Here is a 21,580-nt window from a genome sequence, read left to right as displayed (position 1 = left end):
TCCGCCACGCCGGGGTCGAGTTCTCGGCGCTGAGGTTCAGGCTGCGGCTCCGGCTCGGGTTCAGGCTCCGGTTCAGGCTGCGGCTCCGGCTCAGGCTGCGGCTCCGGCGCGGGCTCGTGTTCCGGCTCCGGCTCAGGCGCGGGCTCGGGTTCCGGCGCAGGCGGTTCCGTCGGCGCAGGCTCCGCCTCGGTCGCCTGTTCCTCTGCAACCGATGCGCCCGGTTTTTCGAACCATGTGTGTCCGCAATTGGAACACTGCACATCACGACCGGCTTGCGGGATAACCTCATCCGCAACCTCATATTGTGCACCGCAATTCGGGCAAATCAGCCGCATTGTCGTGTTCCCTTGCCTCAATCTCATGGATTACTGTGTCATTGTTTCCTAATTCTTAACGGGCGAAAAGTCCCCGCGCGCAGGTTTGTTAATAATATCAATGGGTCTGTTGATTGCATGTAACGCTTCTTTGGGCCAAAACCGGTGTAACCAACGGGGGCAACCGTGATCGAGCTGGACAATGTCGCTTATTCCTATGGCGGGGCAGAGCTTTTCTCCGCCCTGAACCTGTCGCTGGCACCCGGATCGTTTCACTTTCTCACCGGTCCGTCGGGGGCGGGGAAAACGACCCTTCTCAAACTGTGTTACGGGGAATTGACGGCCACAGCAGGGCAGGTTCGCCTGTTTGGCGCGGACGCGCGCGCCATGGATCGCAATGCCGTGGCCCATATTCGCCGCCGCATCGGGGTGGTGCATCAGGACTGCCAGTTTCTGGATCATCTGTCCGTGGCCGAAAACATCGCCCTTCCGCTGACCGTATCGGGGCGCACGGCGCAGCCCACCGATGTCACAGACCTTCTGGGATGGGTCGGCCTGACGCGGCAGGCGGCGCAAACCCCGCCGGAACTGTCGGGCGGCGAGCGCCAGCGCGCGGCGCTGGCCCGGGCCGTGATCATGTCGCCCGATGTGATCCTCGCAGACGAACCCACAGGCAATGTGGATGCCGAGATGTCCCAGCGGCTTATGGCGCTGCTGCTGGAACTCAATAAAATGGGCAAGACGATCCTGATCGCCACCCATGACCTCAGCCTGATCCGCACCGCAAAGGCGCAGGTCAGCGCCCGTGTGTTGCGCCTGAAGGATCGCAAACTGCAACTGGCGGGGGCGGATCTGTGATGGATATGATGCGCCGGTGGCTTGATCTTCTGGCCGGTGATCCGCAGGCGGATCGTGCGGTGCCGCCCACAGGGTTCACTGCACGGCTGACCGTACTGTCCGCCTTTGCGATGGCGTTTCTGGCAGTCTTTGCGTTGGCGCTGTCACTGGCCACGGGGCGGCTGGCGGATCGTTGGTCGTCGGAACTTGCCAAAACCTCGACCCTGCGGATTTCTGCACCGGTGGGTCAGGTTGATGCGCAACGCGACGCGGCGTTGGCGGTGCTGCAAACCACCCCCGGCGTGGCCTCGGCGCGAGCGCTAACGGACGATGAACAACGCGCCCTTCTGGCCCCGTGGTTCGGCCCTGACCTGCCGATTGAAACGCTGCCCGTGCCGCAACTTATCGAAATCATCGAAGACGACGCAGGCTTTGACGTGGCCGGCCTGCGTGCGCGCCTTCAGGCCGAAGTGCCCGGCGCGGTGCTGGACGACCACACCCGCTGGCGCGCCCCGTTGGTTGAGGCAGCCTCGCGTTTACGATTGCTGGGCATCGTGTCGATGATCCTGATTGCGGGGGCGACCGCTGCAATGATCACGCTGGCGGCCAATGCGGCGCTGGCGGCCAATGCGCAGGTCATCCGCGTCATGCGTCTTGTGGGCGCGCAGGATATCTACATCGCCCGCGCCTTTATCCGTCGGTTCACCCTGCGTGCACTGACGGGGGCCGCCGCAGGCACACTGGCCGGAACGCTGGCGATCTTGCTGTTGCCGCGCACGGATGTTGCGGGCGGGTTCCTCACCGGGCTCGGTTTTCAAGGCTGGCACTGGCTTTGGCCGCTGATCATCCCCATACTCGCTGCCGTGGTCGCCTTTGCCGCCACGCGCCACGCCGCCTTGCGCACTTTGAAGGAACAATCATGACCTATGCTATCCAGTGGATCCGGTCCTTCGTGTTTATTGTGATCATGTATGCGGTCATGCTGCCGTGGACACTGGTTTTCCTGATCCCGTCGATCTTCTCGCGCAAGGCCGCGATCTTGTGTTGCCGGTCTTATTGCTGGTTCATCATGTGGCTCGCAGGTTGGCTCATCGGTTTGAAATGTGAGGTCCGTGGCACGCCCCCCCAATACGCCTGCCTGATCGCCGCCAAACACCAGTCTTTTCTGGATGTGCTGATGATCTATTCGGCCATTCCGGCGGGCCGCTTTATCATGAAAGACATTCTCAAATACGCCCCCATCGTGGGCCAGTTCGGCCTGCGCGTTGGCTGTATCCCTGTCAAACGTGGCCAGCGCGGCTCGGCGATGAAAAAGATGATCGCCGATGTGGAGGCGGGTCGTCTGTTTCCCGGTCAGTTGATTATCTATTCCCAAGGCACCCGCATCGCGCCCGGGGTCAAGGCGCCCTACAAGATCGGCACGGGCGTTTTGTACAAGGAACTGGGGCAGGATTGCGTGCCCGTGGCCGCCAACGTGGGTGTCTTCTGGCCCAAGCGCGGCATCTATCGCGCGCCGGGGGTGGCCGTGGTGGATTTCATGGACCCCATCAAACCGGGGATGGAGATTGAACCCTTCATGGCACAGCTGGAACATTCGGTCGAATCCCGGTCCAACGCCCTCATGCGGGAGGCGGGGTTCACCGCCATTGAACAATGACCCAAATCACCAGCATCGACCAACTTGAGGCGCTTTATGACGCGGCGGTGTCGGCATCCCTCGACAAAGTGGTGCGCCGCATCACGCCGCTCTATGCCAAGTGGCTGGAGGCGGCGCGGTTTTGCGTGGTCACCACGGTGGGCCCCGAGGGCACAGATGGGTCACCCCGTGGCGACACGGGCCCCGTTGTGCGTGTGGTGGATGACACCACGTTGCATCTGCCCGACTGGCGGGGCAACAACCGTCTGGACAGTTTGCGCAACATCGTGCGCGACGGGCGCATCAGCCTGATGTTTATGGTGCCAGGGGCGAGCAATGTCATCCGCATCAATGGCACAGCGATCCTGACGGCGGACCCGGCGGTCACGCAAACCTTTGACCAACGGGGCACCCACCCCAAATCCGTGATCGTCGTGACCGTGGGGGAGGCGTATTTCCAATGCGCCAAGGCGATCATGCGATCTGAGTTGTGGACAGCCGATCAGGATGTGGATTTGCCCACCGCAGGGCAGATGATCAAGGAACAAAAGGCTGAATTCGACGCCCGCAGCTATGACGACGGCTATGCCGAATACGCCAAGACAAGGATGTGGTGAATGAAGCGCTGGGGCTTTCTGACTGGCGCGGCGGTGGCCGCGATCGGTGTCTGGGCGTTCTATGCACTCACCGGTGTGTCCGATGATGACCGGTTGGCTGCAGTCCTCACCGACCATTGTCTGCCCTATGTCCAGACAGGCGACGCGCCCTTTGCCGATATGGGCCGCACGCCAGGTGTCTTTGACGATGTGCCCCTGCGCGAAGCGGTGTCAGACGGCGGAGCACGGCTGATCTACGACGGTCGCTTTACCGCCCAATGGGGCATTATCGACAGCGCCGGTCGCGCCTCGCGCATCTGCGAAATCACGCCCGTCTATACGGAACGTCGCACGCCTGCCTTTGTGGTCCGCCCTGACGGTTTCACCAGCCGCTACGCCGACCTGCTTGGTCTGTCGGGGGCGCCCGATACAGCCCCCAACATCGCTGCTTGGTACGAGGACCCAACCCGACCCGACCGTGGCTTGCGTGTCGTGATGATCGCCGGTGACGGGGTTGTCTCCAACGTCGTTGTCATGGACGACCTGCCGGACGAATGAACCTGCCATGGCAGCAATCTGACCTGCATCCTCATGCCCTGTCGGTGATGGAGGACGCGCTGGACCGCCCCGATCTGGCGCTGGCCTTGGCCGAGGATTTGAATGCCTTTAATCCGCCCGACATCATCCACCGGTACCGCATCGTGGCCCTTCGCGGACAAGCCGACGAGACGCTGTCCGCCAACGGTTTCACCCCGAACCGGATCACCCAACTGATTGACCTGCCGCTGTCCGCGCAGGACCATCCCGCCCTGACCCCGCTGCCCGACCACATCGCCGCGCATTGGTTCCGCCCCGGTGAACGTGCGCCATGGGACGCATGGGTTCAGGCCCATTGGCGGCATTACCAGACCACCCATCACAGCAACCCGCCCCGCATTCCGAAGGGCGGCCTTCGGGACGTGTTCATCGGGGATGATCTGGTCGAAGGCCTCGCCCTGCGCAACGGACCGCAGGGGCGCACCCACGCCTTTGCCAGCCTACGGACCGGTCAGGAACTGGGCTGGATCGGCGGTGACCCCGCCTTGCTGCCCGCAACGCTGGCCACCTGCCTGCGCCGCGCCACAGCCATCGGCTGGACAAAAGCAACGGTCGAGGTTGATGACGACGACCACGCGCTGTGGTCACTGATCGGGCGGCTTAACATCCCGCCTGCGCAAACCTACGTCACATGGCACCGCGAACGGTTCACGGACGCCGCGCCCCACTAGCTCAACGGGCAGTCCGCAACATCCACATTCACCACCACAAACACATCCGGCCCGAACGAGATCCCGCCCACATCCACAAACAACCGCGACCCTTCCACAAAAATCGCATCCTCATCCAGCGTCACGGTCGAATTTTCCTCGTCCAGTTCCGCACCATTGAACAACACACATTCGGTCAGAAAATCGAGGACATAGCCGTTGAACACAGGCTCAGGAAATTGCCCAGACACGCCTTCGGGGTAGGTCATCACCACCGCCTGATCCTGAATGTCGATAATCGACGGAACAATATCCCAGCCGTTCTGCATCCCCTCTGGCCCAAGCCCGTATTCGATGCCGGGGCCGACCTGCGCGGGGTGGCGTTCACCGACGTAAATGGGTACCGCGCGGTCGTCATAGGCCAGCGCACCAAAGGTCACCGTGCGGTCCATCAATCCGCCTGCCGCTGCCACCTGCCCGCAGAACGCGAGGACAAGGGCAAGACGGATCACGCAGCCAGCCCGCGTTTGCCAAGATCAAGGTACTTGCGCCGCCGCGCTGTCGACAATCCTTCAGCCGATTTGCCCGACAACTCTGCCAACATGGACCCGATGGCAGCGCCGACGTTTGCGATGGTTTCTTTCTTGTGGCGATGGGCACCGCCCACGGGTTCGTCGATGATGCGGTCGCAAACACCCAGCTGGTGCAATTCCTGCGCCGTCAGACGCAAGGCCTCCGCTGCTTCGCGCATCTTTTCGGCATCCTTCCACAGGATTGACGCGCAACCTTCGGGGGAGATGACGGAGTAGACGCTGTGCTGCAGCATCGCCACGCGGTCGGCGGTGGCAAAGGCCACAGCGCCGCCGGACCCGCCTTCGCCGATGATGACGCTGACAAGCGGCACTTGCAGTTGCAGACATTTCTGGGTGGATCGGGCAATCGCCTCGGACTGGCCGCGTTCTTCGGCACCCTTGCCGGGGTAGGCACCGGGGGTGTCGACCAGCGTGATGACAGGCAGGCCGAACCGGTCGGCCATGTCCATCAGGCGGATTGCCTTGCGATATCCCTCGGGCCGCGCCATGCCGAAATTGCGTTCAATCCGGGATTTGGTGTCGTTGCCCTTTTCATGGCCAATTACCATCACCGGCTGGCCATCAAAGCGCGCCAGCCCGCCCATAACGGCGTGGTCGTCGGCAAAGTTCCGGTCACCGGCAAGAGGCGTATATTCGGTGAACAACGCCTCGATATAGTCCTTGCAATGGGGTCGGTCCGCATGCCGCGCCACCTGACATTTCCGCCAGGGGGTCAGGTCCTTGTACAGCTGCACCAGCAGATCGGCGGCCTTCTTGTCCAGCGCCTTTGCCTCGGCCTCCACGTCCATCTCTTCATTGGCACGGGCCATAGCGCGCAACTCTGCCGCTTTGCCTTCAATCTCGGCCAGCGGTTTTTCGAAATCGAGGTAGTTGGTCATGTGGGCCCTTCCGGTTCTTTCCCGCGATATAAGGCGACGGGGCAGGGGTTTGCAATGTTTGCCGGCCCCGTGTCTGCCGGCCAGCGGCACAGCAGGCGCCCCTCGCGGGCGGAACTTCGCCCGTCTGCGGGCCGTTGGTCCCCAAAGGATCCCGTATGCCCGATCAGAACACATCCCCCCCACGCGCCGGTCACCCGCCAGAGGCCGTGCGCCCCGCCGCACAGGAACGCCCCGTCTTGCTGGTGGTGCTGGGCGTGGCGGGAATATTGGGGTGCCTCATCTTTGCGGTGGCCGTGATCGTCGCCGACATCGTGGTGCCAGACAAATCCGCCATCGCGGATACGATCTCCGATTTGGGGGCAGGGCGATATGAATATATCGTCGACATCGGCATCTATGCCTTTTCGCTGTCCCTCATTGCCTGCGCCATCGCCGCCGCGCACGCCCATTTGGGCGAAACAGGGTGGAGCGTAGGTCTGCTGGGCCTCGCCCTTGCGGGTCTGGTTGTGTTTCTGGTGGGCGCACGGAATGAATACGGCGATGCCGACAGTGACGGGGTCATCATCCACATGTATCTGGTTTACGCCTTGGGCGTCATCTTTGCGGTTGTCCCTTGGGCGATGAGCGGTGGCGCAGACCGTGCCGGCAAAACCTATGGCCGGATATTTCGCGCAGTCAGTGCGGTTTGGGTCGTTGCCGCGCCGGTGTTTCTGGTGCTGCCGACCGATATCGACGGCATCTATGAACGGGGTCTCGGGGTGATCGTGTTCTGCTTCATCATCCCGTTGTCATGGCTTTTCCTGCGCCGGGGCCGCGCCACCCGCGCCGGATGAAATCCGCCCGAAACAGCCAGACATCCGTAAAGCTGGCCCTTCGGCTAAATTCCAGCCGGACGTTTGCCATACGCCGTCACGCCAAACCTGCTTTGCGCCACAACGGCGTTTGACGCAAAAGTCAGGCATGGCGAACTGGCGGCGATCGTCAGTGGTTTGCGATCATTTCCGCCTGTTTGACGATCACTTCGGCCTGTTTGATGCTGGCAATATCCACCAGACGGCCCTTGTACACGGTGGCCCCTTCACCACGTGATTTGGCATCTTCCATGGCGGCCAGAATCTCCCGCGCTTCGGCGACGGCCGCGTCTGACGGGGTGAAGACCTCGTTGGCCAATGCGATTTGTTTGGGGTGGATGGCCCATTTGCCGACCATGCCGAGGGTGGCCGACCGCCGTGCCTGCGCGCGGTAGCCTTCGTCGTCGCTGAAGTCGCCAAACGGGCCGTCCACCGGCAACACACCATGGGTCCGGCAGGCCGCGACAATAGCGGTTTGCGCCCAATGCCAGGGGTCGGAATAATGGCGGGTGTCGCCGTGCAACATGTAGTAATTGTCCTGCGTACCCCCGATGCCCGTCGTCTGCATCCCCATAGACGCGGCAAAGTCAGCAGCCCCCAGCGACATCGCCGCCATTCGGGGGCTCGAGGCTGCGATTTCTTCAACGTGGGCAAGGCCTGCGGCACTTTCGATAATCACTTCAAAGGTGATTTTTCTGCTGCGGCCACGGGCGGTTTCGATGGCTGTGACCAGCGCATCGACCGCATAGACATCAGCCGCGCAGCCCACTTTGGGGATCATGATCTGGTCCAGCCGGTCGCCTGCCTGTTCCATCACATCGACCACGTCACGGTACCAATAGGGCGTGTCCAGCCCGTTGATCCGGACGCTGACCGTCTTGGTGCCCCAATCCACGGTGTTGATCGCCTCAATGACATTGGCGCGGGCGCTGTCCTTGTCGGTGGGGCTGACGGAGTCCTCAAGATCAAGATTGACCACATCCGCAGCCGATGCCGCCATCTTTTCGAACAGCTTGGTATTCGAGCCGGGGCCAAACAGCTGACAGCGGTTCGGGCGGGCAAGCGGGGCGGGTTGCAAGCGGAAGGACATGGCGGCACCTTTCATCGGATGGGTAATGATATTGCGTATTTTGCTGATCAAACGGCTAGATTATTGCGCGGCATGCTGCAAGTGCGAAAGGCGGGGATGACGCGACGGTAAAATTTCGCGTATTTGTGTAGCTTGGCGCAATATATTCCCGAATTTCTGTTAATGACGGCAAAATTCGAGCAGCACTTCCCACGTCCCCCGCCCCAATCTGCGCGAAAGCTTTTGGAGGCCAATATGATTCCCACACCCTATCTTCTCTTTCTTGGTGACGCACCGGACCAACTTGCTGCGAAAGTGGCGCAGGGCATCAAGGACTGGCGCCCAGAGAATGCTGTGGGCCAGTTCCGCCTGCCGGGATGTGGGGCCGATGTGGGTCTTGACGATCTTACGCTGGACGAGGCCAAGGCCGCCGGTGCGCAGACCCTTGTGATCGGCGTGGCCAATCGGGGCGGCGTGATTTCGCAGGCTTGGAAAGAGGTTCTGATCGAGGCGCTGAAGATGGGGTTCGACATCGCGTCGGGTTTGCACAATCTGCTGCGTGACGAGGACGATCTGGTCGCGGCGGCCAAGGTCAACGGACGGTCGTTGCATGATGTGCGGATTCCGTCGACGGCCTATCCGATCGCCAATGGTGTCAAACGCAGCGGCAAACGGTGTCTGGCCGTGGGCACGGATTGTTCCGTAGGCAAGATGTACACCGGCCTTGCCATGGATGCAGAGATGCGCAAGCGCGGGATGAAATCGACATTCCGGCCCACCGGCCAGACGGGCATCCTGATCACCGGTGGCGGTGTGCCACTGGATGCTGTTGTGGCGGATTTTATGGCCGGGGCGGTGGAATATCTGACGCCGGACAACGATGATGATCATTGGGATCACATCGAAGGGCAGGGCAGCCTGTATCACGTCAGCTATTCCGGCGTGACGATGGCTCTGGTCCATGGCGGTCAGCCTGATGCCCTGGTGTTGTCCCATGAGCCGACCCGCAAACACATGCGCGGATTGCCCGATTACCAGCAGCCCAGCCTTGAAGACCTGCGCGACACCGCCCTTGCGATGGCGCGCGTGGCGAACCCTGCCTGTCAGGTGATTGGCGTTTCAGTCAACACACAGCATCTGTCCGAAGATGAGGCCAATGCCTATCTTCAAGAGGTGGAGGATCGCATGGGCCTTCCGGCGGTTGATCCGTTCCGTCATGGGGCGGGGCGGCTGGTGGATGCGCTTGCCGCATTGTAGGCGTTGAGTGGCTGCTGTCGGAGCCTCCGGCGGGAGTATTTTTGGCAAAACGAAACAGGGGTCGCCCATGACCATCACCGTCGCGCAAGATGTGTTCAAGCTGGCCGAGGTTTTCACGATCTCTCGCGGGTCGCGGACGGAGGCTAAGGTGCTGACCGTTCGGATCACGCGGGATGGTGTGACGGGCTGGGGTGAATGTGTGCCCTATGCCCGCTATGACGAAACGCTGGACAGCGTGGCCGCACAGATTGCGGCCCTGCCTGAGGATGTGACCCGTGAGGGGCTTTATGATCATTTGAGCGCAGGGGCCGCGCGCAATGCGGTGGATTGTGCGTTGTGGGATCTGGAGGCCAAGGCGGCCGGAAAACGTGTGTGGGAGATGATCGGCGTGGCCGCGCCTGCGCCTTGTATCACAGCCTTTACCCTGTCTTTGGACACGCCCGAAAACATGAAGTTGTCGGCGGCCAAACATGCCCATCGGCCTTTGTTGAAGATCAAGCTTGGCACGCCCGATGATATGGCGCGGCTTGAGGCCGTGCGGGCCGGTGCGCCCGACAGCACGATCATTGTGGATGCCAATGAGGGATGGACAGCGGAGGTCTATTCCGATCTGGCACCGCATCTGTTGCGGCTGGGTGTGACCATGGTGGAACAGCCGCTGCCTGCAGGACAGGACGACATGCTGGCTGAAATTGCACGGCCTTTGCCTGTTTGCGCGGACGAAAGCTGTCATGACACGGCCACTTTGGCGGGATTGGCGGGCAAGTATGACATGGTGAATATCAAGCTCGATAAAACAGGCGGATTGACCGAAGCCTTGCGGTTGAATGCGGCCGCGCGGGATGCCGGATACCGCGTGATGGTAGGTTGTATGGTCGGGTCGTCTTTGGCCATGGCGCCTGCCACGATTGTGGCGCAGGGGGCGGAGGTTGTGGACCTTGACGGGCCGCTTTTGCTGGCCGAGGACCGCGATGTGCCGCTGACCTTTGACGGGCAGGGCGTGCATCCGCCCGCTGCCGCGCTGTGGGGCTAGGCGCGGCCCGCGATCTGGGTCAGGAAAACCCCTGCACCCATAACCACCAATCCGGCCAGCCGGGTCGGCGTCACAGGTGTGATTTGCGCGCCGAACAGGCCGAAATGGTCGATCAACGCCGCAGATATCAACTGCCCCAGCAACACAAAGAAGACCGCATTGCCAACGCCGAAACCTGGCGCGATCCACGTGATCGACAGCACGTAGAACGCAATCAGTGTTCCCGCAAGCAACAGGTATTTTGGCGCCGCCACGAGGCCTGCAAACCGGCCCCCGAACACCCCGACCGCCAGCAGGGCCGTGACACCTGCCACGCCAAACAACACCAGTGCCGCCGCTGCGGGCGACCCCAGCCGTTGGCCCAGATTGGCATTCATCGCCGCCAGAACCGGAATGCCTATTCCGGCGACCAACATCACCACTGCAGCCCCGCTATTTGAAAACATCTCTTCCCCTTGCATCCCAACCGCGCTACCGCGTCAGTGGAAAGAGGGACCGCCTCCATGTCAACATCCGCCATCCCAAAAGGAGATCACCATGAGCCGCACAGTCTATCTTAACGGAGAGTATTTGCCTGAAGCAGAGGCCAAAATCTCGATCTTTGACCGGTCGTTTCTGATGGCGGACGGGGTGTATGAGGTGACATCGGTTCTGGACGGCAAGCTGATTGATTTTGACGGGCACAGGGCGCGTCTGGAACGGTCGCTGAACGAACTGGAGATGCAAAAGCCCGAAGGGTTCGACGATTTGCTGGACATCCACCGCGAGTTGGTGCGCGTCAACGAGATCGACGAGGGTATGATCTATCTGCAGGTCAGCCGTGGCAGCGCGGGGGATCGTGATTTTGCCTATCCGTCCGAGGATGTGAAACCGACGCTGGTGTTGTTCACACAGAACAAGCCCGGACTGGCCAACAGCCCTGCGGCCAAAAAGGGGATGAAAGTCATTTCCATCGAGGATCAACGGTGGGGGCGGCGCGACATCAAGACGGTGCAGCTGCTGTATCCGTCCATGGGCAAGATGATGGCCAAGGCCGCAGGCTGCGATGACGCGTGGATGGTGCAGGACGGCATGGTTACTGAAGGGACCTCCAACAATGCCTACATCGTCAAGGGCAATAGCATCATCACCCGCCAGCTGAGCAATGATATCCTGCACGGGATTACCCGTGCTGCCGTGTTGCGCTTTGCCAAGGAGGCGCAGATGAAGGTTGAGGAACGGTCGTTCACGATTGACGAGGCACAAGAGGCGGATGAGGCGTTCATCACCTCGGCATCGACTTTTGTGATGCCAGTGGTCGAGATTGACGGCGCGGCCATCGGGACAGGCACGCCAGGCCCGATCGCGGGACGTCTGCGCGAAATCTATCTGGAAGAAAGCCGCAAAGCCGCCGTCTGAACGGGGTATTCCGCCAGTCGCTTGCCATCGCAGCCCTTGGGCCGTCATAGTGGGGGCAAGGGCTGTCAAAGTTCATATCAGGCGGGAGACTATTGTGCGTAAGCTGATCGGCATTTTGCTGTTGATCGCAGGAACCGGCGGATTGGCCTACTGGGCAAGCGCGGCCCAAGCGGTGCGCATTGAACAGACCATCTTCGGATCCGCGCAGGGCCTCGCTGACAAAGGCCCGGAACGGTTGACGACCGTGGTATCGGGCCGCGATGTCAGGGTGTCAGGCACAGTTGCCACCGCGCAGGATCTGGAGAGGGTGATCGCTGATTTTGCCGCGATACGCGGAGTGCGGCATCTGGACACAACGGGCCTTGCGGTTCTGCCGGTTGTAAGCCCCTTCGTCCTTCGTGTCTTGAAAAACGATGCAGGGGATTTGATGGCCGACGGGGTGCTGCCGTCTGAAACCTTGCGTGCACAGCTGGGGCGCAGGGACGGGCGGGCCTTTGCGGATCTGCCATTGGCTGCCGGGGTTCCGGACGCGGGGTGGGAACTGGCCGTGCAGGCCGGTCTGGACGGCCTTGCCGACCTGCCGTCCGGTGCGATGACATTGTCGGACCGGACACTGACCCTGACGGGGGAGGCCGCCACGCCGGATGCCAAGGATGCGATCCTGCAACAGGTGCAAGCCTTGTCTGACGGATACACATTTGAAGACGAGATCACCCTGCTGGACGACGGCCAACCCTTAAGGCTTGATGTGCGCCGCGCCGAAGGGATGACCCGTGCTTTCGGGAAACTGCCATCAGACATGGCGGTCACGTCCGTCGTGGACCGTTTCCCGCAGGCTGTTGTCGACATCGTGCAGGCGCGTATTCCCGCCGGACAGACAGATTGGCCGACCACTGCAGCCAAGGGACTGGATGCCTTGGCCATGCTGGATGAGGGGCATTTGCAGATTACCGGACAGATGGTCGATCTCAGCGGTTCGGGCCGCCCCGAAGTCCTGATCGAGGTTGACGCCATGCTGGACGGACTGCCAAGCACCTATTCTGTGGTGCGGTCCCTTCAGGTGGCGGATGACGGCGCGCCTTTGCGGCTGACCATTGATTTCACCGGTGCCTCCGCGACGGCCACGGGTAAGTATCCCGCCGATTTCGTGCCGCGTGCCCCGGTGGGAGTCCCCCTTGAGGACACAGGCGCGGACAGTTTTCTGACCAGTGACAGTTTTGTGGCCAACGCCGATGCGGGTGTTGCGGCCCTAAGTCAGCTGTTGCGCGGCCAGTTGATTGTGACGGATGACAGCATCACCCTGACCGGTGAGGCGGCGTCCCCGCAAGTCGGCAGTGTGATCGACGGCCTTCTGGAGGGTGCGCGCGCCTCTGTCAGCCGTGACATCACGTATGTCGATGACGGATCACCGGCAGCGTGGTCGCTGACCTATACAGCGGATCAGGGTGCGGCCGTCGAAGGGCGGTTGCCCACTACATTGGCGCTGGAGGACCTTTCAGCCGCACTGGGCGTTCCGGTGCGCGGCACGCCAACACTTGCCGCAGAAGACGACCGCGCAAGCGTTGGACCTGAGGTTTTGACGATTGCGGCCACGGTTTTGCCCGAACTTGAACAGCTGACCCTGTCGGCGGACGGCACCGGCACCGCGATTGATCTGGTGACGTCCCCCGCTGTCGATATTGATCTGATGGCCACCGATCTGGCTGAGCGGCTGCCCGCTACGGTGGCCTTTTCGATCCGCCCGGTTGACCCCCTTCCACAGGACGGCAGCGCGCGGATCAACGCATCCACTGGCCTGCCGGAGGTCTTTCTGGATGGCTTCTGGATCCCCGATCTTGATTTTTCTACGACATTGGAAGGCTGCACAGCGCAATCACGTGCTATTCTGGCAAATGGTCAGATCAGCTTTCTGTCGGGATCAGCGCGCCTTGATGCCACGTCGATCCGTACGATCAATGCGCTGGCTGCGGTGGCCAAGCCCTGCGTTGAGGCTGATCTTGACCTTGAGGTGTCCGGTCATACGGACGCCTCCGGGGATGCCGGTCAAAACCAGATCCTCAGTCAGGACCGCGCAGAGACCGTGCGGGCTGCCTTGATCGCCCGTGGGGTGCCGGCGCGGGCGATTACTGCCATCGGGTTTGGCGCAGACAGGCCCGTCGCCGACAACGACACGCCCGAAGGCCGGACCCTCAACCGCCGGACAGAGATCGACTGGTTCGAAAGAGGGGCGCTGCGCGATCCGTGATGCTGATCAAAGGACCGAGATATGTTTAAGGAATGGGGTTTTCTGCTGGCGGAAATCTGGGTGCTGCTGGCGCTGGCGGCCCTGCTGGGGCTGTTCGCCGGCTGGTTGATCTGGGGGGGGCGGACCGACCGGCCATCCGGGGATGAACTCTTTCGCCTGCAGACGCAGCTTGATCGGGAACGGGCGCGGACCAAGGCCGCGCTTGCCGGTCCCGACAATGATATCCCGCCGATGGAAGGTGGGGGATATCGTAGGCCCTCACCACCGCCCGTATCCTTTCCCACCGTGGACCCCGCCCCTGTGCAAACGCCCCGAGAGGAGCCGCACCCCGCCACCACGTTGACCGCATCCTCGGCGCGGCCAGAAGGCCTTGCCGCACCTCGTGACGGCATACCTGATGATCTGAGCAAGATCAGCGGCGTTGGTCCGAAACTTGCCGTTCTTTGCAACGATCTTGGGTTTTACCACTACGACCAGATCGCCAACTGGACGGCAGATGAAATCGCCTGGGTCGATGACAACCTTGAAGGTTTCAAGGGCCGCGTCACCCGCGACAAATGGGTGGAACAGGCCAAGGCGCTGGCCAAAAACGATCTGCCGACATTTCTGCGTCGCAGGTAGCCCGCGCGCTTAATCCGCAGGTCACAAAGACGCTTAGCGAGCGGGGCATCATACATCGGATTTATGCCCTCACCGTCTGCAGGTTATGCGGTGTCAGCTTTGGTCCGGTTTGACGTTCTGCGCAAAGGCTTTCTCGAACGCTGCCGCTTTTTCGGCAGGGGCGTCCGTCTGGTACGTTGTCTTCCACGCATCCATTGTCATGCCATAAAATGCCTCACGGCTTTCGTCCTTGGTCATCTCAATTCCGCGATCCGCAGCGGCTTCCTGATACCAGCGGCTCAAACAGTTTCTGCAGAAGCCGGCAAGGTTCATCATGTCGATGTTTTGCACATCGGTGCGGTCTTCCATCAGATGTTTTTGCAGGCGGCGAAAGGCGGCGGCCTCCAGTTCGATTTGCGTTTGGGTGTCGATGTCAGGCATTCGAGGTCTCCATTCTGGTCAGGGCACGGTGCAAAAGCGGCGCCAGACGGGTGCCCCACGCGTGTTGAGACTCCGGCAGTGCAATCAGATCGTTGCGCAATTCGATCAGGACATTGGGCCGCCCCACTTGCAACCCGTGCCGGTCAATACTGTCACCGGGCAGGTGCCCTGCGTAGGGTTCGTTGTCGCCGATGCACAGATCATCTTCGGCGCGCAGGATGTCCAACAGGGGATCCGACAGGCGGTCATCGTGTTCATGCAAAAGACCGATGTGCCACGGACGCAAGGCACGGCCACGCAGCTGCGGGGTGAACGAGTGGACCGCAACAATCACGGTGTCGTCCTGCCGCGCGGCGAGGCGCGCGATGGCATCATGATAGGGGGTGTAGAACGCATCCACCCGACGCGCTTTTTCGACCGCGTCTGCGTGGCGGTTGGCCGGTATGACCGACCCGTCATAAAGTTTCATCAGCAAGGTCGGGTCGTCCAGCCCGCGGTTCGGGTCGATCACCAAACGCGAGAAATTCGACAGCACTGCAGGTGCGCCAAGGGCATCGGCCAGCGCGCGGGTGACGCCCGCGGCCCCGATGTCGTAGGCGATGTGCCGGTCCATATCTGCAGCCGGAAGGCCCAGATCGCCGCCGCCGACACTGGAGGGCACGGTATTGGCCGCATGATCGCAGGTGACAAGCCAGCGCGAGGACCGATTTTCACCGTGTACAAAAAACGGCTGGACGCCAGCATCCGTCATGAAATTGTTAACCTTCCGAGGGCAGTTGTAGCCTGCCTGAATTCCGCTATAAGACCGCCAACCGTTAGCGGTAACCGCACCGCTTTACGCCGCAGACCCAGAGGAATAGCACCATGAAACGTGATCGCAACGTCAAGATTGTCGCCACCCTTGGCCCGGCCTCCGATGACTATAAAATGATCCGCGCCCTGCATGAGGCCGGTGCCGATGTATTTCGCCTGAACATGAGCCATGGTGACCACGCCGAGATCAAGGTGCGCCATGAGATTATCCGGCAGGTGGAAAAGGACCTCGACAGCCCGATTGCCATTCTGGCCGACCTTCAGGGGCCAAAGCTGCGCGTCGGGGTATTTGCCAACGATGACGGTGAGGACCTTGTTGTCGGTCAGGCGTTCCGCCTTGATCTGGATGATACGCCCGGCACGAAGGACCGCGTGCAACTGCCGCACAAGGAAATTTTTGATGCTTTGGAACCCGGTGCGCATCTGTTGGTCAATGACGGCAAGATCAAGTTGCGGGTCAAAGACTGTGGCCGCGATTTTGCCGATTGTGAAGTCGTCGTCGCGGGTACGATTTCCAATCGCAAGGGCGTGAATGTTCCGGACGTTGTGCTGCCGCTGGCAGCCTTGTCCGAAAAGGACCGCAAGGATCTGGAATTTGTCTGTGATCTGGGTGTGGACTGGCTGGCGCTGTCTTTTGTGCAACGCCCTGCCGATGTGGACGAGGCGCGCGCGCTGGCAAAGGGCCGTGCCGCGATCCTTTCGAAAATCGAGAAGCCCGCTGCGGTCAAATCCTTCGATGATATTCTGGCTGTCAGCGATGGCATCATGGTGGCCCGCGGTGATCTGGGTGTGGAACTGCCTGTGCAGAACGTGCCACCGATCCAGAAACAACTGATCCGCAAGTGTCGTGCCGCCGCCAAGCCGGTCATCGTGGCCACCCAGATGCTGGAAAGCATGATCGAAAGCCCGATGCCCACACGCGCGGAAGTGTCCGACGTTGCAACCGCCATTTATGAAGGCACTGACGCGATTATGTTGTCTGCTGAATCCGCCGCAGGTGACTTCCCGATTGAGGCTGTGACGACCATGAACAACGTCGCAATCGAGGTCGAGGCCGATCCGACCTACACAGATATTATCGCCGCCAGCCGCAAGACCGACGGCGGCACTGTGGCCGACGGTATTGTTGCCGCCGCGCGCGAGATTGCGGAAACCGCCGATATCAAGGCGATCTGCTGCTATTCCCAATCGGGGACGACCGCATTGTTGACCTCACGTGAGCGGCCCCGCGTTCCGATTATCGTGCTGAGCAGTGACGAAAATACCATCCGGCGTTTGTGCCTCAGCTGGGGGACGACGTGCGTGAAATCTGTCAAGATCGTTGACCGGTTCAAGACCGCGGTGATCGAGGCTATTCGCGCCGCGACAGAGACCGGCATCGCCACCAAATCCGAGATGGTCGTCGTGACCGCAGGCGTGCCTTTCAACACACCCGGCAGCACAAATATCCTGCGTGTGGCCCCGTGCGACGAAAGTTTGATTTTGGCCGGCGCTTCGGAGTAACCTTCGTTAACGATATGTTAATGACGGGGTAGGGTATGGATCCGGATCTTATGTTGGTGATCGGCCTTGTGGTCGGCGCATTTTCCATACCGTCGATTATGGGGTCTTTGTCGGACGGACGCGTGCCCCGTGCTGCCGCGATTGCTGTCATGGTTGCGGGCGGTCTGATCGTCCTTGCAATCAGGGACAATCCGGGTGGCTATGCGCTTGAGGACATACCTGATGTTTTCGTGTCTGTGATTGGTCGCTACGTGAACTGATCGCGCGCCTTTAATTCGGCGCGAATCCTCTTGCCATACCGTCCAACGCGGGCTAAACGCCCCATTCCACCCGCGCGACCGGCCAGTTTGGCATGCCGAGTCGCGTTTCACGACCGCACCTTTGAAGGAGACGGAAATGCCTAAGATGAAGACCAAATCGAGCTGCAAAAAGCGGTTCAAAGTGACGGCCTCTGGCCGCGTTCTGGCCGGACAGGCCGGCAAGCGCCACGGCATGATCAAACGCACCAATAAATTCCTGCGCAACGCGCGCGGCACCACAACCCTGTGTCCGGCTGATGAAAAGATCATCAAGTCGATGATGCCCTACGCGCGCTAAGGAGGATCTGATATGCGAGTCAAAGGCGGAACCGTCACCCATCGTCGTCACAAGAAAGTCACGGATGCAGCGAAAGGCTATTATGGCCGTCGGTCCAACACCTTCAAAGTTGCACGTCAGGCCGTCGACAAGGCCAACCAATATGCAACCCGCGACCGTCACAACCGCAAGCGGAACTTCCGCGCGCTGTGGATCCAGCGGATCAATGCAGCTGTGCGTTCGCTTGACGAAAGCCTGACATATTCGCGCTTCATCAACGGCCTGAACCTGGCCGGGATCGAAGTGGACCGCAAAGTTCTGGCCGATCTGGCCGTGAACGAGCCTGAAGCATTCGGCGCGATTGTCGAAAAAGCCAAGGCTGCGATGGCCTGAGGCCAAACAGATTTTCAGTATCGAAAGGCCGCTCCTTCGGGGGCGGCCTTTTTCGTTTCTGCCTTTCTCGTCCAAGGTTTGAACCATTTCAGGTGACGGTGCGTTGGCTGAGGTACAACAAAGGCTGAACCATGCGCATTTCACTTACATTTCTCGTCCTTGCCCTCGCGTCCCCTGCGGCGGCGCTCACGCCGGATGAAATTGACACGGCCGTCTATGAAGGCGGCGCACTGCCGGACGGGCAGTCCGGTCTGACCGTCAAGGTGCAGGTCCTGCTGGATCGCGCCGGTGTGTCCCCCGGTGTTATCGACGGCTACAAGGGCGGCATGAGCGAAAGCGCATTGCGCGGTTTCGAGGAACGTGAAGGTCTGCCCGTGGACGGTGTCATGGATGCCGATGTCTGGGCCGCCCTTGGTGGTGACGGTGCCGGACCGGTCTTGCAAAGCTATACCATCACAGCCGAGGATTTGGGTGACCTGACCGACGCCATCCCCGACAATGTGGCCGAAAAGGCGGAGATGGATGCGCTGGGCTACACCCGCGTGACGGAAAAGCTGGCCGAGCGGTTTCACATGGACGAAGATTTCCTTGTGGCGCTGAATGGTGACGCGGCTTTTGGCGAGGGAACGCGCATTATGGTCGCCGATCCCGGCCCCCGGATGGAGGGCACGGCAAACCGTATCGAGGTGCGCAAGCAGACCCAGCGTGCGGTGATCTTTGACGCCGAGGGTGCGATCATCGCGAACTACCCCGTCGCCATCGGATCGGAACAAACGCCAAGCCCGAGCGGAACAGTTGAAGTCACGGCCGTCGCCATGGACCCGACCTACAGCTATAACCCGGACGTCAATTTTGTGGCCGATGGTGTGACTGAACGTCTGACATTGCCGCCTGGTCCCAATGGACCCGTTGGGTCTGTCTGGATTGATCTGTCGGAGCCAACGTACGGGCTGCATGGGACCCCGGACCCGGCGGAATTGTTCAAAAGCGAAAGTCACGGCTGCGTGAGGTTTTCGAATTGGGATGTCGAAGAACTGGCCTTCATGGTCAGTCAGGGCGTCACTGTGGACTTCGTCGAATGATCCGCATGGGCGCTGCCTTTTGTGTGATGGCGGGGTCCGTAATGGCAGATGCGCCGAACGAGGCTCCCCGCCCCGAACCGCGCCCGGATTTGACCGTCACGGCCCCATCGCAAGCAACAGAAGCGCCGGACGACAGTGAACCGGTCGAAGTAACCATCGGCCAGCGGGATTTGCTGGTGCTGCCTGCGGATGGCTATGCAGCCTGCCTCGCTGATCTTGACCGGCTGGGTGTGGTGTATACGCAGACGGACCCGATCATACCCGATGACGACCGCGATTGCGGCATTGTCCAACCGGTCACCGTGACCGAAATCGTGGCAGGCGTCGCCGTGACCCCTGCGGCCGTTCTGCGCTGTCCGACAGCGGTGGCTTTCGCCACATGGACCACCGATTTCGTCCTGCCTGCGGTGCAACGTCTGGATGATCGAGGGGCGTTGACTGTTATTGAAAACGGATCGGGGTATATTTGCAGACGGCGGAACGGTGACGGGTCGGGCAAGCTGTCCGAACACGCCTTTGGCAATGCCGTCGATATTATGGGGTTTCAGTTCGACGAAGGCCCCCGCATTGCCGTGCAACCGCGTGAGGCCGAAGGCAGCATGGCCGAAGCGTTTCAGGATGCGGTGCGCGCCGCCGCCTGTCTGGAATTTTCGACCGTCCTTGGGCCGGGGTCAAACGCGGCGCATGACGACCATCTGCATCTGGACATTGTCGCGCGGTCCAGCGGCTACCGGCTGTGTGAACAGGGCGGGGGCGACCCCGACTAGGGTGCAGGCATCTTGCCAACCCTGCCCCAGTTCGCTACCCCGCACAGCAAGCGACAAAGGGCACACCCATGGACGATCTGAAATCCAAATACCTTGACCTGATTGGCAGCGCGGCGGATGAAGCCACGTTGGAGGACCTAAGGGTTCAGGCCGTCGGCAAAAAGGGTGAGATCAGCCTGAAAATGCGCGAGTTGGGCAAGATGACCCCCGAAGAGAGGCAGGTCGCGGGCCCCGCACTGAATGCCTTGAAGGACGAGATTAACGCAGCATTGTCCGCCAAAAAGGCCGGTCTTGCCGATGCGGCCCTTGATGAACGGCTCAAATCAGAATGGCTCGACGTGACTTTGCCCGGTCGCGACCGGCGGCAGGGCACCATCCACCCGGTCAGCCAGGTCTGGGAAGAATGCACCGCCATTTTCGCCGACATGGGGTTCGCCACCGCCGAAGGCCCGCAGATTGAATCCGATTGGTACAACTTCGACGCGCTGAACATCCCCGGACACCATCCCGCACGGGCGGAGATGGACACCTTCTACACCCACCGTGCGGCAGGCGATGACCGCCCGCCCCATGTGCTGCGTACCCACACGTCACCGGTGCAAATCCGGTCGATGGAAGAACAAGGCGCGCCCATCCGCATCATCTGCCCCGGCCGTGTGTACCGTGCCGATTATGACCAGACCCACACGCCGATGTTCCATCAGGTCGAAGGATTGGCGATCGACAAAGATATCTCAATGGCGAACCTGAAATGGACGCTGGAGGAATTCTTCACCGCCTATTTCGGCACAAAGGTGAAAACCCGTTTCCGTGCATCGCATTTTCCCTTCACCGAACCCAGCGCCGAGGTCGATATCCAGTGCGATTTCTCGGGCGGGACTGTGAAAGTGGGCGAAGGCGATGACTGGCTTGAAGTGCTGGGGTCCGGCATGGTGCATCCCAAAGTCCTGCAAGCGGGCGGGATTGATCCCGACGAATGGCAGGGGTTTGCCTTTGGCATGGGAATCGACCGGATTGCGATGTTGAAATACGGCATCCCAGATCTGCGCGCATTCTTTGAAAGCGACTTGCGCTGGCTGAAACATTACGGGTTCAGCGCGCTGCAGGTGCCGACGGTACACGGTGGCAGTTGATCATGGCGGCAAGAAATTGCCAAAAGTCATGCCATTTTTAAGACTTAATTGCCTATTAGTTAGGCAGAAGCCATGCCTTGGCCTATTCAGTCTATAAGGATCAAACCATGAAAACCAAAACCCTGTCCCGTCGTGCAGCGCTGACGCGCCTTGCTGGCCTGACCACTGCCGGTGTTTTCGCCCCCACAATGTCTGTTATGGCGGCAAGCCATAGTTCGGGCACCTCTTCTGCATCGTCCGCGTCATCGGTCTCGTCCGCGTCTTCGGTCTCGTCCGCGTCTTCGGTTTCTTCCGCGTCGTCTGTGTCCTCTGCGTCAT

At 60.9% G+C, this 21,580-nt stretch carries 27 protein-coding genes; 19 read left to right on the top strand and 8 right to left on the bottom strand.

The window, feature by feature from the left end; translation table 11 throughout:
* The coding region (locus QZ653_RS00675) for a zinc-ribbon domain-containing protein (protein WP_296417016.1) at nt 1-335 on the bottom strand (335 nt) is incomplete at its 3' end.
* 165 nt (nt 336-500) lie between these two features.
* Between QZ653_RS00675 and QZ653_RS00670 the strand changes: the two genes are divergently transcribed.
* The 6 genes from QZ653_RS00670 to QZ653_RS00645 are packed head-to-tail and all read left to right on the top strand — an operon-like array spanning nt 501 to nt 4,651.
* Nucleotides 501-1,172 (top strand): cell division ATP-binding protein FtsE, encoded by a 672-nt coding sequence (locus QZ653_RS00670; RefSeq protein ID WP_296417014.1) that lies wholly within the window; start codon nt 501-503, stop codon nt 1,170-1,172.
* Nucleotides 1,172-2,074 carry a cell division protein FtsX gene (locus QZ653_RS00665; protein WP_296417012.1) on the top strand — a complete coding sequence of 301 codons (903 nt, stop codon included), beginning with the start codon at nt 1,172-1,174 and terminating at the stop codon, nt 2,072-2,074. The genes QZ653_RS00670 and QZ653_RS00665 overlap by 1 nt, the downstream gene beginning before the upstream one ends.
* Nucleotides 2,071-2,808 (top strand): lysophospholipid acyltransferase family protein, encoded by a 738-nt coding sequence (locus tag QZ653_RS00660; protein ID WP_296417010.1) that lies wholly within the window; start codon nt 2,071-2,073, stop codon nt 2,806-2,808. The genes QZ653_RS00665 and QZ653_RS00660 overlap by 4 nt, the downstream gene beginning before the upstream one ends.
* Complete coding sequence (locus tag QZ653_RS00655) at nt 2,805-3,404, top strand: pyridoxamine 5'-phosphate oxidase family protein (protein WP_296417007.1); 600 nt, start codon at nt 2,805-2,807, stop codon at nt 3,402-3,404. The genes QZ653_RS00660 and QZ653_RS00655 overlap by 4 nt, the downstream gene beginning before the upstream one ends.
* Nucleotides 3,405-3,941, top strand: coding sequence for a hypothetical protein (locus QZ653_RS00650; protein WP_296417005.1), 537 nt, complete (start codon nt 3,405-3,407; stop codon nt 3,939-3,941). It begins immediately after the preceding gene.
* On the top strand, nt 3,938-4,651 hold the full coding sequence (locus QZ653_RS00645) for a hypothetical protein (protein WP_296417004.1): 714 nt from the start codon (nt 3,938-3,940) through the stop codon (nt 4,649-4,651). Before QZ653_RS00650 ends, QZ653_RS00645 begins: the two co-directional genes overlap by 4 nt.
* On the opposite strand, the gene QZ653_RS00640 is transcribed toward QZ653_RS00645, so the two are convergent.
* Both QZ653_RS00640 and QZ653_RS00635 read right to left on the bottom strand, forming a co-directional pair.
* Nucleotides 4,648-5,142 carry a hypothetical protein gene (locus tag QZ653_RS00640; RefSeq protein ID WP_296417003.1) on the bottom strand — a complete coding sequence of 165 codons (495 nt, stop codon included), beginning with the start codon at nt 5,140-5,142 and terminating at the stop codon, nt 4,648-4,650. The genes QZ653_RS00645 and QZ653_RS00640 overlap by 4 nt on opposite strands.
* Nucleotides 5,139-6,101, bottom strand: a complete 963-nt coding sequence (locus QZ653_RS00635) for an acetyl-CoA carboxylase carboxyltransferase subunit alpha (RefSeq protein ID WP_296417002.1) — start codon at nt 6,099-6,101, stop codon at nt 5,139-5,141. The genes QZ653_RS00640 and QZ653_RS00635 overlap by 4 nt, the downstream gene beginning before the upstream one ends.
* 155 nt (nt 6,102-6,256) lie before the next feature.
* Here QZ653_RS00635 and QZ653_RS00630 point away from each other — a divergent pair, with 155 nt between their 5' ends.
* Nucleotides 6,257-6,934 (top strand): DUF998 domain-containing protein, encoded by a 678-nt coding sequence (locus QZ653_RS00630; RefSeq protein WP_296417000.1) that lies wholly within the window; start codon nt 6,257-6,259, stop codon nt 6,932-6,934.
* A 148-nt stretch (nt 6,935-7,082) separates the two neighbouring features.
* Here the strand turns inward: QZ653_RS00630 and QZ653_RS00625 are convergent, their stop codons facing one another.
* On the bottom strand, nt 7,083-8,042 hold the full coding sequence (locus tag QZ653_RS00625; protein ID WP_296416998.1) for an L-malyl-CoA/beta-methylmalyl-CoA lyase: 960 nt from the start codon (nt 8,040-8,042) through the stop codon (nt 7,083-7,085).
* Between the two features lie 234 nt (nt 8,043-8,276).
* Here QZ653_RS00625 and dgcN point away from each other — a divergent pair, with 234 nt between their 5' ends.
* Complete coding sequence (dgcN, locus tag QZ653_RS00620) at nt 8,277-9,278, top strand: N-acetyltransferase DgcN (RefSeq protein ID WP_296416996.1); 1,002 nt, start codon at nt 8,277-8,279, stop codon at nt 9,276-9,278.
* Between the two features lie 67 nt (nt 9,279-9,345).
* Nucleotides 9,346-10,311, top strand: coding sequence for an N-acetyl-D-Glu racemase DgcA (gene dgcA / locus QZ653_RS00615; protein ID WP_296416993.1), 966 nt, complete (start codon nt 9,346-9,348; stop codon nt 10,309-10,311).
* Here the strand turns inward: dgcA and QZ653_RS00610 are convergent.
* Nucleotides 10,308-10,757, bottom strand: coding sequence for a DMT family transporter (locus QZ653_RS00610; RefSeq protein WP_296416991.1), 450 nt, complete (start codon nt 10,755-10,757; stop codon nt 10,308-10,310). The two genes, dgcA and QZ653_RS00610, sit on opposite strands and share 4 nt — an antisense overlap.
* A gap of 91 nt (nt 10,758-10,848) precedes the next feature.
* Here QZ653_RS00610 and QZ653_RS00605 point away from each other — a divergent pair, with 91 nt between their 5' ends.
* The 3 genes from QZ653_RS00605 (at nt 10,849) to QZ653_RS00595 (ending at nt 14,575) form a co-directional block, all read left to right on the top strand.
* Complete coding sequence (locus tag QZ653_RS00605) at nt 10,849-11,709, top strand: D-amino-acid transaminase (RefSeq protein WP_296416988.1); 861 nt, start codon at nt 10,849-10,851, stop codon at nt 11,707-11,709.
* Between the two features lie 94 nt (nt 11,710-11,803).
* Nucleotides 11,804-13,954, top strand: coding sequence for an OmpA family protein (locus QZ653_RS00600; RefSeq protein ID WP_296416986.1), 2,151 nt, complete (start codon nt 11,804-11,806; stop codon nt 13,952-13,954).
* A 21-nt stretch (nt 13,955-13,975) separates the two neighbouring features.
* On the top strand, nt 13,976-14,575 hold the full coding sequence (locus QZ653_RS00595; RefSeq protein WP_296416984.1) for an NADH-quinone oxidoreductase subunit E: 600 nt from the start codon (nt 13,976-13,978) through the stop codon (nt 14,573-14,575).
* A gap of 93 nt (nt 14,576-14,668) precedes the next feature.
* Here the strand turns inward: QZ653_RS00595 and QZ653_RS00590 are convergent, their stop codons facing one another.
* Both QZ653_RS00590 and QZ653_RS00585 read right to left on the bottom strand, forming a co-directional pair.
* Nucleotides 14,669-14,995, bottom strand: a complete 327-nt coding sequence (locus QZ653_RS00590; RefSeq protein ID WP_412765981.1) for a DUF1244 domain-containing protein — start codon at nt 14,993-14,995, stop codon at nt 14,669-14,671.
* Complete coding sequence (locus tag QZ653_RS00585) at nt 14,988-15,746, bottom strand: N-formylglutamate amidohydrolase (protein ID WP_296416982.1); 759 nt, start codon at nt 15,744-15,746, stop codon at nt 14,988-14,990. The genes QZ653_RS00590 and QZ653_RS00585 overlap by 8 nt, the downstream gene beginning before the upstream one ends.
* Nucleotides 15,747-15,859: 113 nt before the next feature.
* Here QZ653_RS00585 and pyk point away from each other — a divergent pair, with 113 nt between their 5' ends.
* From pyk to pheS, 7 genes are all read left to right on the top strand, one after another.
* Nucleotides 15,860-17,311 (top strand): pyruvate kinase, encoded by a 1,452-nt coding sequence (gene pyk, locus QZ653_RS00580; protein WP_296416980.1) that lies wholly within the window; start codon nt 15,860-15,862, stop codon nt 17,309-17,311.
* 35 nt (nt 17,312-17,346) lie between these two features.
* Complete coding sequence (locus tag QZ653_RS00575; RefSeq protein WP_296416979.1) at nt 17,347-17,571, top strand: hypothetical protein; 225 nt, start codon at nt 17,347-17,349, stop codon at nt 17,569-17,571.
* A 136-nt stretch (nt 17,572-17,707) separates the two neighbouring features.
* On the top strand, nt 17,708-17,908 hold the full coding sequence (gene rpmI, locus QZ653_RS00570) for a 50S ribosomal protein L35 (protein ID WP_296416977.1): 201 nt from the start codon (nt 17,708-17,710) through the stop codon (nt 17,906-17,908).
* A gap of 12 nt (nt 17,909-17,920) precedes the next feature.
* Nucleotides 17,921-18,280: a 50S ribosomal protein L20 gene (gene rplT, locus QZ653_RS00565; protein ID WP_296416976.1), complete on the top strand. Its 360-nt coding sequence runs from the start codon at nt 17,921-17,923 to the stop codon at nt 18,278-18,280.
* Between the two features lie 131 nt (nt 18,281-18,411).
* Complete coding sequence (locus QZ653_RS00560; RefSeq protein ID WP_296416974.1) at nt 18,412-19,362, top strand: L,D-transpeptidase family protein; 951 nt, start codon at nt 18,412-18,414, stop codon at nt 19,360-19,362.
* Nucleotides 19,359-20,129: an extensin family protein gene (locus QZ653_RS00555; RefSeq protein ID WP_296416972.1), complete on the top strand. Its 771-nt coding sequence runs from the start codon at nt 19,359-19,361 to the stop codon at nt 20,127-20,129. Before QZ653_RS00560 ends, QZ653_RS00555 begins: the two co-directional genes overlap by 4 nt.
* A gap of 68 nt (nt 20,130-20,197) precedes the next feature.
* Nucleotides 20,198-21,262: a phenylalanine--tRNA ligase subunit alpha gene (gene pheS / locus QZ653_RS00550; protein ID WP_296416970.1), complete on the top strand. Its 1,065-nt coding sequence runs from the start codon at nt 20,198-20,200 to the stop codon at nt 21,260-21,262.
* 100 nt (nt 21,263-21,362) lie between these two features.
* Here pheS and QZ653_RS00545 read toward each other — a convergent pair.
* Nucleotides 21,363-21,580, bottom strand: a 218-nt coding sequence (locus QZ653_RS00545; RefSeq protein WP_296416968.1) for a hypothetical protein, incomplete at its 5' end; no start/stop codon positions are given.

It is taken from the genome of Pseudooctadecabacter sp. (assembly GCF_020627745.1).
GTDB lineage: Bacteria > Pseudomonadota > Alphaproteobacteria > Rhodobacterales > Rhodobacteraceae > Octadecabacter.
The sequence above is the reverse complement of the archived record's forward strand: the minus strand, read 5'-3'. Positions and strand labels throughout refer to the sequence as shown.